Source organism: Pseudomonas fluorescens (assembly GCF_012974785.1).
Classification (GTDB): Bacteria; Pseudomonadota; Gammaproteobacteria; order Pseudomonadales; family Pseudomonadaceae; genus Aquipseudomonas; species Aquipseudomonas fluorescens_BT.
In genome coordinates, this window is sequence record NZ_CP027561.1 from 4102674 (window position 1) to 4116217 (window position 13544).

13 protein-coding genes and 1 pseudogene are annotated in these 13544 nt (G+C 63.1%); 9 read left to right on the forward strand and 5 right to left on the reverse strand.

Features of this window, described 5'->3' with window-relative positions; all coding sequences use genetic code 11:
- Positions 1-1312: 1312 nt before the first annotated feature.
- A pseudogene (locus C6Y56_RS29595) lies at positions 1313-1369 on the forward strand (hypothetical protein); the annotation flags it as partial.
- A 201-nt stretch (positions 1370-1570) separates the two neighbouring features.
- Positions 1571-2275, forward strand: a complete 705-nt coding sequence (locus tag C6Y56_RS29600; RefSeq protein WP_432760331.1) for a methyl-accepting chemotaxis protein — start codon at positions 1571-1573, stop codon at positions 2273-2275.
- Positions 2276-2313: 38 nt separating this feature from the next.
- On the opposite strand, the gene C6Y56_RS18430 is transcribed toward C6Y56_RS29600, so the two are convergent.
- From C6Y56_RS18430 to C6Y56_RS18445, 4 genes are read right to left on the reverse strand one after another with little or no spacing between them, the layout of a single operon-like run.
- The gene (locus C6Y56_RS18430; RefSeq protein WP_169431088.1) at positions 2314-3627 is read right to left on the reverse strand and encodes an ATP-binding protein; all 1314 of its coding nucleotides are present in this window, start codon (positions 3625-3627) and stop codon (positions 2314-2316) included.
- Positions 3624-4292, reverse strand: coding sequence for a response regulator transcription factor (locus C6Y56_RS18435; RefSeq protein ID WP_169431089.1), 669 nt, complete (start codon positions 4290-4292; stop codon positions 3624-3626). Before C6Y56_RS18435 ends, C6Y56_RS18430 begins: the two co-directional genes overlap by 4 nt.
- Before the next feature lie 3 nt (positions 4293-4295).
- Positions 4296-4607, reverse strand: coding sequence for a PepSY domain-containing protein (locus C6Y56_RS18440; RefSeq protein WP_169431090.1), 312 nt, complete (start codon positions 4605-4607; stop codon positions 4296-4298).
- Positions 4607-4915, reverse strand: coding sequence for a PepSY domain-containing protein (locus C6Y56_RS18445; protein ID WP_169431091.1), 309 nt, complete (start codon positions 4913-4915; stop codon positions 4607-4609). The genes C6Y56_RS18440 and C6Y56_RS18445 overlap by 1 nt, the downstream gene beginning before the upstream one ends.
- 145 nt (positions 4916-5060) lie before the next feature.
- Here C6Y56_RS18445 and C6Y56_RS18450 point away from each other — a divergent pair, with 145 nt between their 5' ends.
- From C6Y56_RS18450 to C6Y56_RS18475, 6 genes are all read left to right on the forward strand, one after another.
- Positions 5061-6140, forward strand: coding sequence for a patatin-like phospholipase family protein (locus C6Y56_RS18450; protein ID WP_169431092.1), 1080 nt, complete (start codon positions 5061-5063; stop codon positions 6138-6140).
- An 86-nt stretch (positions 6141-6226) separates the two neighbouring features.
- A complete protein-coding gene (gene queD, locus C6Y56_RS18455) occupies positions 6227-6583 on the forward strand; it encodes a 6-carboxytetrahydropterin synthase QueD (protein WP_007955941.1) in 357 nt (118 codons plus the stop codon).
- Positions 6584-6667: 84 nt separating this feature from the next.
- A complete protein-coding gene (locus tag C6Y56_RS18460) occupies positions 6668-7480 on the forward strand; it encodes an alpha/beta fold hydrolase (RefSeq protein WP_169431093.1) in 813 nt (270 codons plus the stop codon).
- A gap of 242 nt (positions 7481-7722) precedes the next feature.
- Entirely contained in the window at positions 7723-8994 is a 1272-nt protein-coding gene (gene codB / locus C6Y56_RS18465; RefSeq protein WP_169431094.1) for a cytosine permease, read from the forward strand.
- A gap of 13 nt (positions 8995-9007) precedes the next feature.
- Positions 9008-10243 carry a cytosine deaminase gene (codA, locus tag C6Y56_RS18470; protein ID WP_085612760.1) on the forward strand — a complete coding sequence of 412 codons (1236 nt, stop codon included), beginning with the start codon at positions 9008-9010 and terminating at the stop codon, positions 10241-10243.
- Between the two features lie 113 nt (positions 10244-10356).
- A complete protein-coding gene (locus C6Y56_RS18475) occupies positions 10357-11013 on the forward strand; it encodes a carboxymuconolactone decarboxylase family protein (RefSeq protein WP_169431095.1) in 657 nt (218 codons plus the stop codon).
- 148 nt (positions 11014-11161) lie between these two features.
- On the opposite strand, the gene C6Y56_RS18480 is transcribed toward C6Y56_RS18475, so the two are convergent.
- Positions 11162-12154, reverse strand: a complete 993-nt coding sequence (locus C6Y56_RS18480; protein ID WP_169431096.1) for a diaminopimelate epimerase — start codon at positions 12152-12154, stop codon at positions 11162-11164.
- 138 nt (positions 12155-12292) lie between these two features.
- Between C6Y56_RS18480 and C6Y56_RS18485 the strand changes: the two genes are divergently transcribed.
- On the forward strand, positions 12293-13444 hold the full coding sequence (locus C6Y56_RS18485) for an MFS transporter (protein ID WP_169431097.1): 1152 nt from the start codon (positions 12293-12295) through the stop codon (positions 13442-13444).
- Positions 13445-13544 lie beyond the last annotated feature (100 nt).

A 13544-nucleotide genomic window follows, 5' to 3' on the forward strand; every position in this document is an offset into this window, starting at 1 on the left:
CCGCTGAACAGGGCATATCCGCCACAACATGCGTCAATTCGCCATATTGCATTTGCGCCATAAAGAAAGCCGAAACGCGGCCGTTACAGTGCAAAGTCTCAGATATTTATCGAATAAGGACGTTTCCATGTCGCTCAGACAACTTTCCATCCAATGGAAAATCACCCTGCTCGCCGGGCTCTGCCTGGCCGGTATCGTGACCCTGTTGGTGGGTCTTTCACTGTATCGCATGGAGCACAGTTCCGAACTGGTGAAAGCTTCGAGCATGGAAATGCTCACCGAATCGGCCCAGGCTCGCATCGAATCCCAGGGCGAAGTTCAGGCAGCGGGCATTCGCCAGCAGTTCATGGACGCCTATCAATATGGCCACGGCTTCTCGCGTCAGGTGCTGTTCCTGCGCGAACAGGCCGAGAAGCGCTTCCTCGATGCCTTCGACTTGCGCGAAGACATGACCCGTCAGGTGAAATCCGCGTTGCAGGCCAACCCGGAACTGCTCGGCCTGTCGCTGGTGTTCGAAGCCAACGCACTGGACGGCAAGGACGAACTATTCGCCGGGCAAAATGAATTAGGCAGCAACGACAAGGGCCGCTTCGCCCTGTACTGGTCGCAGCCGACCCCGGGCAAAGTGACCTCGATGGCCCTGCCGGAAAGCGACATGGCCGACACCAGCACCGGGCCCAGCGGCCAGGCTGCCAACGCCTGGTTCACCTGCCCGCGCACCACGCTCAAGCCGTGCGTGATCGAACCCTACTTCTATGTGATCGACGGGCAAAAGGTGCTGATGACCAGCATCGTGTTCCCGCTGATGGTCAACGGCAAAGTCATCGCCTCGCTGTCGGTGGACATCAACCTCAACAGCCTGCAAGCGATCAGCCAGAGCGCCAGCAAAAAGCTCTACGACGGCCAGACCGCCGTGAGCATCGTCAGCCCCGCCGGCCTGCTCGCCGGTTACAGCCCGGACGCTGGCAAACTCAGTCAGCGCCTCGACGCGGTGGACACCGCCAGCGGCGCCGAGCTGCTGCGTCTGCTCGCTTCGAGCCACACCGTCAGCAGCCTGCACAGCAACGCGCAACTGAAAGTGCTGTCGCCGTTCCAGCCGATTCCCGGCGGCCCGTCGTGGGGCGTGCTGCTCGATGTGCCGGAGAAAGTGCTGGTGAGTCGCGCCGAAGCACTCAAGCAACAACTGGATGCCAGCAACACCTCGGGCACCCTGATCGAACTGAGCCTGGGCGTGCTCGCCGCGCTGGTCGGCCTGCTGCTGGTGTGGCTGATGGCGCGCAGCGTGACCAGACCGATCCTCGGTGTGGCCCACATGCTGGAAGACATCGCCAGCGGTGAAGGCGACCTGACCCGTCGTCTGGCCTACGACAAGAAGGACGAGCTCGGCCAACTGGCCGGCTGGTTCAACCGTTTCCTCGACAAGTTGCAACCGATCATCGCCGAGGTGAAACGCTCGGTGCAGGATGCGCGCAACACCGCCGACCAGTCCTCGGCCATCGCCACCCAGACCAGCGCCGGCATGGAACAGCAATACCGTCAGGTCGATCAGGTGGCCACCGCGTCCCACGAAATGAGCGCCACCGCCCAGGACGTGGCCCGCAGCGCCGCACAAGCCGCCGAAGCGGCCAAGGATGCCGACCGCGCCACCCGCCAAGGATTGACCGTGATCGACCGCACCACCACCAGCATCGACCACCTCGCCGCCGACATGAGTGCAGCGATGGTGCAAGTCGAAGGCCTGGCCGCCAACAGCGAGAAGATCGGCACCGTGCTGGAAACCATCCGCGCCATCGCCGAGCAGACCAACCTGCTGGCTCTGAACGCCGCCATCGAAGCCGCCCGCGCCGGTGAGGCCGGTCGTGGCTTTGCGGTGGTCGCCGACGAGGTCCGCAACCTCGCCCGCCGCACCCAGGAATCGGTGGAAGAAACCCGCCAGGTGATCGAGCAGCTGCAAAGCGGCACCCAGGACGTGGTCGGCTCGATGGGCAACAGCCATCGTCAGGCTCAGGGCAGCGTCGAACAGGTCGGCCAGGCCGTGACCGCACTGCGCCAGATCGGCGATGCGGTAACGGTGATCAGCGACATGAACCTGCAGATTGCCAGCGCTGCCGAAGAGCAAAGCGCAGTGGCCGAAGAGATCAACAACAACGTGGCGACGATTCGTGATGTGACGGAGTCGTTGTCGGGACAGGCGAACGAATCGGCGCGGGTGAGTCAGTCGCTCAATAGTCTGGCGAATCAGCAGCAGAGTTTGATGGACCAGTTCCGGGTCTGACGCTCAAGCCCGCTCACCACAGCCTTGTGGGGGCGGGCTCATCGCCGAGGCAACTGAATCTCCACCTTCAACCCGCCCCACTCGCTTTCGCCCAACACCAGCACCCCGCCCCACGTCTCGACAATATCCCGCACAATCCCCAGCCCCAAGCCATGCCCGTCGGTCTGTTCATCCAGCCGCGTGCCCCGACTGAACACCTGATCGCGTTGCGCCTCGGGAATCCCCGGCCCGTCGTCTTCCACGCTCAATGCGAAGCCTTCGGCGGTTTCGACCACGCTCAGTCGCACCTCGGCATCCGCCCATTTGCAGGCGTTGTCCAGCAGGTTGCCGAGCAGTTCCAGCAGGTCTTCACGATCCCACGGCAATTGCAGTCCCGATGGCGCAACGTAGCTCAGCGCCAGATGTTCGCCGTGGATCATGTTCAACGTCGCCAACAACCCCGGCAGTTCCGTATCGCAATCGAACAGCGCCCCCGGCAGCGCATCGCCGGAAAGCCGCGCACGGTTGAGCTCGCGATTCAGCCGTTGCTGAACCTGCTCCAGTTGTTCCTTGAGGATCTTGCGCAACTCGGGATGGGCATCGAGCTTTTCGTTCGACGCCAGACTCAGCAGCACCGCCAGCGGGGTTTTCAGCGCATGCCCGAGATTGCCCAAGGCATTGCGCGAGCGCTTGAGGCTGTCTTCGGTGTGGGCCAGCAGATGATTGATCTGCGCCACCAGCGGCTCCAGCTCCGCCGGCACCTGCTCATCAAGCTGCGAGCGCTGGCCCTGCTGCAATTGGGCGATCTGTTCGCGAGCCTTTTCCAGTGGACGCAAGGCGCGATGCACGGTCAGTCGTTGCAGGATCAGGATCAGCAGCAACCCGGCCAAACCAAGACCCAGACCGATCTGGCGCATGCGCTGGAAGCTCTCGCGCACCGGGGTGTAATCCTGGGCCACGCTGATGGAGATCGACTGGCCGAGCCGTCGGTAATCCGAGCGCAGCACCAGCAGTTGCTGCCCGTCCGGCCCCAGTTGCAGGTTGCTGTGCAGGCCCGGCTGCGGCAGCAGCGGCAGGTCCTGATCCCACAGCGAACGCGAACGCCAGTGACTGTCGGCAAAGTCGATACGGAAATAATGGCCGGAAAATGGCCGTTGGTAGGCCGGCGACAGGTGTCGCTCATCCAGTTGCAGGCCTTGCGGGCCACGCACCAGCGCCACCAGCAGGCTCTCACTGTCATTGCGCAGGCCGGCTTCGAGGTAGCGCTGCAAACCCACTTCGAACAACCACAGGCTGGTTTGCGCCAGTACCACGCCGACAACCACCATCACGCTGATCAGGCCAAGACTCAAGCGGCGCTGGATCGATCTCACGAAGCCTGCCCGCCGAACAGATAACCCTGGCCGCGCCGGGTTTCGATCACGCTTTTGCCAAGCTTGCGCCGCAGGTGGTTGACGTGGACTTCAAGCACATTGGAATCGCGTTCGGTCTCGCCGTCGTAGAGGTGTTCGGCGAGGTGGCTTTTGGAAAGGATCTGCTCCGGGTGCAGCATGAAATAGCGCAGCAGGCGGAACTCGGCGGCGGTCAGTTGAATATCGGCGCCGTCACGCACGACACACTGTCGGCCCTCGTCCAGGTGCAGCCCTGCCGCCTTGAGCGTCGGCTGGTTGGCCTGCCCCTTGGAGCGGCGCAGCAGCGACTGGATGCGCAAGTGCAGTTCTTCCGGGTGAAAGGGTTTGGTCAGGTAATCATCGGCGCCGGCCTTCAGGCCTTCGATGCGCTCGGCCCAGGAATCCCGGGCCGTAAGGATCAGCACCGGCGTTGCCAGCCCGCTGGCGCGCCATTGCGCCAGCACTTCAAGGCCGGGCACGCCCGGCAGACCGAGGTCGAGAACGATCAGGTCGTACGGCTCGCTACGACCCTGATAGACCGCGTCGCGCCCGTCCGCCAGCCAGTCCACGGCATAACCCTGGCGTTGCAGGCCGGCGATCAGTTCATCGGCCAGAGGGACGTGGTCTTCCACCAGAAGCAAACGCATCGATCAATCTTCCTTGTCTTTCAGTAAACGGCCGGTGGCGGCTTCGAGATGGAGTTCGCGGGCCACCCCGTCGACGGTCAGCAACTCGACTTCGTAAATGTAGACGTCGTGCTTTTCTTCCAGCTCGACTTCCAGCAGTTTCGCGCCGGGGTAGCGATCCAGCGCGTTATGCAGCACTTGCTCCAGCGGCAGAATCACCCCCTGCTGGCGCAGGCGCAGGGCTTCGTCCTGATCGAGATCACGAGCCCCGGCCACTGAGCAGAAAATCAAAAGCGCCAACGCGGTTCGACCGGTGGCGCGAGCATTCACCTTCATTACGTATCCTGATGATCCTTGAGCACTTGCCCGCTGACCGCGTCCAGTTCCACATCCCACTCCACCCCCTGCGGGTCCCGCAGATCGACCTGGTAAAGGTACTTGCCGTACTTCTCTTTCAGTTCGGCGTCGGTAATGGTGGAGCCGGGATGCCGGGCCAGCGCCGTGGCATTGAGCTGCTCGAAGGGCACGATAGTACCAGCGTCGTGCAAACGTTGGGCTTCATCCGGGCCAAGATCCCGAGCGTGAGCCAGGCTTGCGCCCAGACCGATGAACGAGGCGAGGCTCAGAGCAGTCAGGGTTTTCATGGGGTCTCCGTGTTTTCAGTGCCGCTACGGACAGCACCATAACGGTGCGAACTTAACTGAAACTGAATGGCCATCACTGGGCCAGCTTCAGCAGGGCCGGCAACATGTGCTTATAATCTTTCGCTTGCTAACGATCGAGACCGGTATGACAGCCATCCACATCAAGTTCCCTTCCCTGACCCTCAAGGCCGGCCCACGGGCGATGGCACGCATTCGCGCCCAGGGTCTGAATGCTGCCGACGTCGGCACGCTGCCCGGTGCGGCCGGCGGGCCGAAGGCGCTGGGGATTCAGGGGCTGGATCTGGCGTTGTTCGGCGAGTGGCTACCGGCGGCTCCCCGTGAACGTTCGCTGATCGGTGCGTCGGTGGGCTCCTGGCGCTTCGCCAGCGCCTGTCTGCCGGACGCCGCTGAAGGCATTCGCCGCCTCGGTCATCTGTACACCGAGCAGAACTTCAACAAAGGCGTGACCATCAGCGACGTCAGCCGCAGTTCGCAGCGCATGCTCGATGACCTGCTCGAGGGGCGCGATGCGGTACTGCTCGACAACGCCCATTACCGCTTGAACATCATGGTGGTCAAAAGCCACGGCGGGCTGGCCGACGACCATCGTGCCCGGCTCGGATTGGCACTGGGTTCGGTGATCGCCGACAACCTGCGGGGTCGCGCACGGCTGTCGCGGCACTTCGAAAGGCTGATCATCCACGACCCGCGCCTGGCGCCGCCGGTGCATGCGCTGAACGATTTCCCGTCGCGCTTCGTCGCCCTCAATGCCGGCAATCTGCGTCAGGCGCTGCTGGCTTCCGGCTCGATCCCGATGGTCATGGAAGGCGTGCGCGACCTGCCGGGCGCCGGCGCCGGCACATTCCGCGACGGCGGCCTGCTGGACTATCACCTCGACCTGCCCTACAGCGGCGACGGCATCGTGCTCTATCCGCACTTCACCGACCGGGTGATCCCGGGCTGGTTCGACAAGACCCTGCCGTGGCGCAAAGCCTCGACCGAGCGCTTGCAGGACGTGCTGTTGCTCGCACCGTCGAAGGAATACCTGGCGCGCCTGCCCTACGGCAAACTCCCCGACCGCAACGACTTCAAGCGCTTCATGGGCGATGCACCGAGCCGGCAGAAATACTGGCGGGCGGCAATGGACGAGAGCCGCCGATTGGGCGACGAGTTTCTCGAACTGACTGCCAATGGTCGCCTCGCCGAGCGCTTGCTGACCCTTTAGTCAGCACAGCCCTGGACAAGCTGGTAAACTCGCCGCCTGCCCGAATTCGCTGCGGCGAACGCCATCTGAACAGAGCTGAAATCACTGTGGAAATCTTCAAGGAATTTACGTTCGAATCCGCCCACCGCCTGCCCCACGTACCGGACGGCCACAAGTGCGGACGCCTGCACGGTCACTCGTTCAAAGTGGCGATTCACCTGAGCGGCGACCTCGACCCGCACACGGGCTGGATCCGTGATTTTTCCGAGATCAAGGCGATTTTCAAGCCACTGTACGAGCGTCTGGACCACAACTACCTGAACGACATTCCGGGCCTCGAAAACCCGACCAGCGAAGTGCTGGCCAAATTCATCTGGAATGAATTGAAACCCCTGCTGCCGGAACTCAGTGCGATCCGCATCCACGAGACCTGCACCAGCGGTTGCATCTATCGCGGCGAGTGAATCCCGCGACAAAAAAACCACCGAGACCGGTGGTTTTTTTACGCCTATGCTTTTTGGCTCGAACCCGCCAAGAGGACAGGCCCCATGACGGACTGGCTGCTGGATCAGGTCTTTGAATTCAACGGGCGACAGATTCGCCACGGGGTGCGCGGCGACGGCCCGCCGCTGGTGTTCGTGCACGGCACGCCCTTCTCTTCCTACGTGTGGCACCGCATCGCGCCGCACTTTTTCGCCACGCATCGGGTGCATTACTTCGACCTGCTGGGCTACGGACGATCCGAGCAACCGGACGCCGATGTCTCCCTCGGCGTGCAAAACGAATTGCTCGCGCAACTGTTGGATCACTGGGGCCTGCAACGCCCGGACGTGGTTGCCCACGACTTCGGCGGCGCCACCGCCCTGCGCGCGCATCTGCTCAATGGCAAGGACTACCGCAGCCTGACCCTGATCGATCCGGTGGCGCTGACGCCATGGGGTTCGCCGTTCGTGCAGCACGTGCGCCAGCATGAGGCGGCGTTCAGTGGTCTGCCGGACTACATCCAGCGTGCCATCGTGCCGGCCTACATTCGTGGGGCGATTCATCGCAACATTCCGGATGATGAACTGGCGCCCTATGTGCAGCCGTGGCTCGGCGATCCGGGGCAAGCGGCGTTCTACCGGCAGATCGCGCAGATGGACCAGCGCTACACGCTGGAAGCGCAGCCGCTGTACCCGACGATCCGCTGCCCGGTGCAGATTCTCTGGGGTGAAGACGATCAGTGGATTCCCATCGAACGCGGACGCGAGTTGCACAAGATGATTCCGGGATCGCAGTTTCATCCGGTCCCGAATGCCGGGCACCTGGTGCAGGAAGATGCGCCTGAAGCCATTGTCGCTGCGCTGCTGCGGTTCCTGTGAGCCGAAACATAACTCGTGGGAGCCAGCCTGCTGGCGATAGGGCCGGCACATTCAACGCTTGCGCTGTTTGACACACCGGCTTCGCCAGCAGGCTGGCTCCCACATTGTGCTTTGGTGGATGCAGGCGCACCGCTTTCGCGCCAAATCCGCCACCTCGTCTATACATAACCCCGTCAATCCGTGACTGGCACGACCACTGCAACCTCTTCGCGTCCTCCCCCTTTCCAGCAAGGAACGCCCCCATGACGCAAAACGATCCCGGCAACGATTACCCCCTCAGCGAAGTCCCGATGCACGCGCGCAAAGGCCTGGCCTCCACGGCGATGGTGCTGCTGGGGTTTACCTTTTTCACCGCGACCATGTTCGCCGGCGGCAAGCTCGGTGTGGCGTTCAACTTCGGTGAGATGCTCGCCGTCATCGTCATCGGCAACCTGCTGCTCGGCGTGTACGCCGCCGGTCTCGGTTACATCGCTTTCAAGAGCGGGCTGAATTCGGTGCTGATGGGGCGCTTCTGTTTTGGCGAAGTCGGCAGCAAGCTCAGCGACCTGATCCTCGGGTTCACCCAGATCGGCTGGTACGCCTGGGGCACCGCGACGGCGGCGGTGGTGCTCGGCAAGTATTTCGACTTGAACGAAGCCACGGTGCTGGGGCTGATGGTGCTGTTCGGCCTGGTGTTCTGCGCCACGGCGTATGTCGGTTATCGCGGGCTGGAGATTCTGTCGTACATCGCGGTACCGGCGATGATGTTGCTGCTGATGCTGTCGATGTGGGTCGCCACCGTGAAAGTCGGCGGCCTCGATGGTTTGCTCAGCGTCGTACCGACGGGTTCGCTGGACTGGTCGACCGCCATCACACTGGTGTTCGGCACCTTCGTCAGCGGCGCGACCCAAGCCACCAACTGGACGCGTTTTTCCCGTTCGGCGCGGGTCGCGGTGCTGGCCAGCCTGATCGGTTTCTTCATCGGCAACGGCCTGATGGTACTGATCGGCGCCTATGGCGCGATCGTTTATCAACAGCCCGACGTGGTCGAAGTATTGCTGTTGCAGGGCTTCGCCATGGCAGCGATGGCGATGCTGTTGCTGAACATCTGGAGCACCCAGGACAACACCATCTACAACTTCGCCGTCGCCGGTTGCAACCTGCTGCGCACCGGGCGCCGCAAGACCGTGACCCTGGCCGGTGCCGTGATCGGCACGGTGCTCGCACTGTTGGGCATGTACGACATGCTGGTGCCTTATCTGATCCTGCTCGGCACGGTGATCCCACCGATTGGCGGGGTGATCATGGCGGACTTTTTCTTCCGCTGGCGCGGGCGCTATCCGCGTCTGGCCGACGCACGGTTACCGGCGTTCAACTGGCCGGGGCTCGCGGCTTACGCGGCCGGAACCGTCGCGGCGTTCGGCTCGCCATGGGTCGCGCCGCTGGTGGGCATCGCCGTTGCCGCGTTAACGTATATCGCAGTGACCGGCCTGCTCGGCGCCCGCAACGCGGCCGCCCCTCTACAAGATCTATAAAAGGATTCGCCCGATGCACATCATCAACGCCCGACTGCGCAACCAGGAAGGTCTGCACGAATTGCACCTCGAAGACGGCCTGATCCGCAGCATCGCACGCCAGACCGAAGCGCCGACCCTGGGGCCCGACGACCTCGACGCCGGCGGCAATCTGGTGGTGCCGCCCTTCGTCGAGCCGCACATTCACCTCGACGCCACCCTGACCGCCGGCGAGCCGCGCTGGAACATGAGCGGTACGCTGTTCGAAGGCATCGAGTGCTGGGGCGAGCGCAAGGTCACCATCACCCAGGAAGACACCAAGACCCGGGCCAGGAAAACCATTCAGACCCTCGCCGCCCACGGCATCCAGCACGTGCGCACTCACGTCGATGTCACCGATCCGCAACTCACCGCGCTCAAGGCCATGCTCGAAGTGCGCGAAGAAAGCCGTCACCTGATCGACCTGCAAATCGTCGCGTTCCCCCAGGAAGGCATCGAGTCGTTCCGCAACGGTCGCGAACTGATGGAAGAAGCGATCCGCATGGGCGCCGATGTAGTCGGCGGGATCCCGCACTTCGAATACACCCGCGATCAGGGCGTCAGCTCGGTGAAGTTCCTGATGGACCTGGCCGAACGCACCGGTTGCCTGGTGGACGTGCACTGCGACGAAACCGACGACCCGCATTCGCGCTTCCTCGAGGTGCTGGCCGAAGAGGCCCGCAGCCGCGACATGGGCGCCCTCGTGACCGCCAGCCACACCACCGCGATGGGCTCTTACGACAACGCCTACTGCGCCAAACTGTTCCGCCTGCTCGGGCATTCGGGGATCAGTTTTGTCTCCTGCCCGACCGAAAGCATTCACCTGCAAGGCCGCTTCGACAACTTCCCGAAACGCCGTGGCGTGACTCGCGTGAACGAGTTGCTCGAAGCCGGCATGAACGTCTGCTTCGGCCAGGACTCGATCGTCGATCCGTGGTATCCGCTGGGCAACGGCAACATCCTGCGGGTGCTCGAAGCCGGCCTGCACATCTGCCACATGCTCGGTTACCGCAACCTGCAGAGCGCGCTGGATCTGGTCACCGACAACAGCGCCAAGGCCATGCACCTCGGTGAACGCTACGGCCTGGAACAGGGCCGCCCGGCGAACCTGCTAATCCTGTCGGCGGACAGCGATTACGAAGTGATCCGCAGCCAGGGCCTGCCGCTATATTCAATCCGCAACGGCAAGGTGTTGATGAAGCGGCAGATGCCGGTGGTGGAGTTCGTCTAAGGTGTAGAAGTCGGCGTCGCAACGGCGCCGACTTCTTCCGATGGAAGCCTGTCATGCCGTAGTTCGCGCGCTGTTGCTCCGCTGCCATCCTCATTGATCCGTGAGGACGCGACATGAATCAAAAGACCACTTCCGATCCGATGGCCACGCTTTACCAGGAAGGCCGCCATACGTTTGTCGAACTCGTACCCGATGGCGAGGCCAGGCTCGATACCTTGTTCCATACCGTTCCCGCACTGCGCGAACTTGCCGTTGGCGTGGTGTACGGACATCTGCACTCGCGCCCCGGCCTTGATCCGCGATTGCGCGAAGCGGTGTCATTTGCCGCCATTATCGCCTCGGGCATGGTCGGGCCTCCGCTGAGCGTGCACCTCAAAACCGGCCTGGCATCGGGCCTCGCACCGGGTGAACTGACTGAAATACTGCTGCAGGCTTCGGCCTTCGCCGGTTTCCCGCGGGCCGTCAGTGCGGCAGAGCAACTCAATCATCTGTTTGCAGACGCGGGCCTTGAATCACCACCGCCCCCCACCCCGAGAGACGTCACTTCAAGATTTTGCGCAGACGTTCGCGCGGGCCATTCACCGATTCCACTGAGTGCCGCCGTGAAACGCCAGTTACGCCAGGCGGACCGTTTGGCGCTGCAAGCCTGCGCAGCGCAGGCTGTGATCGTCGAGTGCTTTCAAAGCCCCGAGACGCAGCCGAAAGCCCTGCTGTATGTGACGGTGGTCGATGACATTGTTGTCGCCGTGAAATTGTTCAAGGCCCAATGAACGATTCCATGGTTATGGATCGGGGCGGCTTTATCGCAAAACGATAGAGCCGACCTGTCAGATCTGACAGGCGACAAGCGCTGTGATCCGGCTCACAGTAAGCCCCAAGGGATCCATCGTTCCCGGGGGGACGATCATGAAAGGGACTTCACCTCTTTGTCCGCTGCGCGGTACCGAACAGACGCACGCACGCCAACTCGCCATCGCACTCCTCCAGTAAAATCGGCGCCGTACCGCCCGGCATCACCACCTGAACTTCTCCCGCCGACACCCAACCCACTCGCCACGCAGCGCTGGCCACCGCACTGGCGCTGGTGCCGGAAGACGCCGTCGGCCCCTCGCCCCGTTCGAACACCCGCGCCACAATGCGTTGATCGCCGGCGCGCGTCGCCCATTGCAGGTTGACCCCGGCACGGCACGGCTGACCGGCGCCGGTGGGCATGGCGTAGGCGATGGCGGTCAGACAGTCCGTCAGCGGCGATTCAAGCATCTGTGCGTTGCTCGGCAATGCGGCTTCATCCTGCACCAGAGTCACGCAATGCGGATTGCCGATACGCACGAACTGGCTGTGGGCCCAGGCGGGATCGAGTTGTGCCAACGGCCGAACACGGCTGAGCTCCACACCGTTGAACGGCACCGGTTCAACGCCGAGCGCATCGACGGCCGCCGGGCCGAAACCGGGCTGGCCGAGGTCCAGCCAGAAGCCCTGCACGCTTGCCAGCTGCGCCGGTTTCACCGAGGTCGACACTGGCGATTGTGCATCCTGTTTGTCGTGATGCACCCGCAGCGTCGCGCCCTCCTGCGGCATCAGCCCTTGTTCAAAGAGTGCCCGGGAAAAAATCGTCAGGCCGTTGCCGCTGCGCTCGGCCAGCGTGCCGTCGGTGTTGACGATCAGCAGGTCAAAGGGTGGCGAGGCCTGAAACGGGCCGATCAGCAAACCATCGCTGCGATGGGACTTGCTGCCGACGGGACGTTGACCGTCGGGCCAATCGCAACACTGCGCGATGGCTGCGGTACTCCACGTCTGGCGCGACAACGCGCACTGCGCGGCGCTGGTCGGCAAATCGATTCCCGCATCGCGTAGCACTCGCGGCGAAACGACCCCGTAGATATTGCCCCGTGCATCGTAGAACTGCGTCATGAACCCGCCCTTGTTTTTCCTGTCGACAGAAGCGTCACTGTAAATCGCAACGCCATGCAGAGGCGAGCAGGCTCGCTCCAGCGAAAGGGCTGTGCAAGGATGCCCGCTGCGGAAACGTTTTTTTTGCCAAGGATCGTTATGACCAGCCTCACCCCTCAAGACACGTTCGTTCCCGGACGCCTCGAACAGATGTCCACGCGTATCGCCTTCTTCATCGCCGGGCTCGGCATCGCTGCGTGGGCGCCACTGGTGCCCTACGCCAAGGCACGGGCCGGGCTCGATGAAGGCACGCTGGGGTTGTTGCTGCTGTGCCTGGGCGTCGGCTCGATTCTGGCGATGCCGCTGGCGGGGATTCTGGCCACGCGATTTGGCTGCCGGCGCGTGGCCACCGGCGGGACGCTGCTGATTTGTGCGGCATTGCCGTTGTTGGCGACGGTGTCGTCGATACCCGCGTTGATCGCCACACTGTTCATGTTCGGCGCCGGACTGGGCACGGTGGATTCGACAGTGAATCTGCAAGCGGTGATCGTCGAGCGGGCCAGCGGCAAGAACATGATGTCGGGGTTTCACGGTCTGTTCAGCCTCGGCGGGATCGTCGGCGCAGCGGGCGTGAGCGCTCTGCTCGGTCTCGGCTTGTCGCCATTGGCGGCAATGCTGGTGGTGGTCGTGGTGCTGATCGCGGCGCTGTTCAAAGCTGTGCCGCACATGCTGCCTTACGGCAGTGAAAGCTCGGGGCCGGCGTTTGCCGTGCCTCACGGCGTCGTGCTGTTCATCGGCGGGATGTGCTTTATCGTGTTCCTCACCGAAGGCGCGGCGCTGGACTGGAGTGCGGTGTTCCTGGCGCAGGAACGCGGGATCGACACCGCCTATGCAGGCCTGGGCTACGCAGCATTCGCACTGACGATGACCGCAGGTCGATTGACCGGTGACCGGATCGTCCGCGCCTTGGGCGCGACCCGGATCATTCTGTTTGGCGGCCTGCTGGCAGCGGCGGGACTGTTTCTGGCAACGTTCGCGCCGGGCTGGGAAGCCGCGCTGGTCGGCTATGCGCTGGTCGGGGCCGGCTGCTCGAACATCGTGCCGGTGCTGTACACCGCAGTGGGCAAGCAGACGGTGATGCCGGAAAGTATCGCGGTGCCGGCGATCACCACGCTGGGTTATGCGGGGATTCTCGCGGGGCCGGCGGTGATCGGGTTTGTCGCCCATGCCAGCAGCCTGAGTTTCGCCTTCGGATTGATGGCGACGCTGCTGGTGGCGGTGGCGATTGGCGGGAAAGCGCTGAAGGTGTGAATCAAAGAACGACCAGCGGCGCAGTTGACTGTCAGATCTGACAGTAGACGCCAACCGTCTGAGGCTCCAGCATCAGAGAAATCTTCTCGGGTGCTGAAGC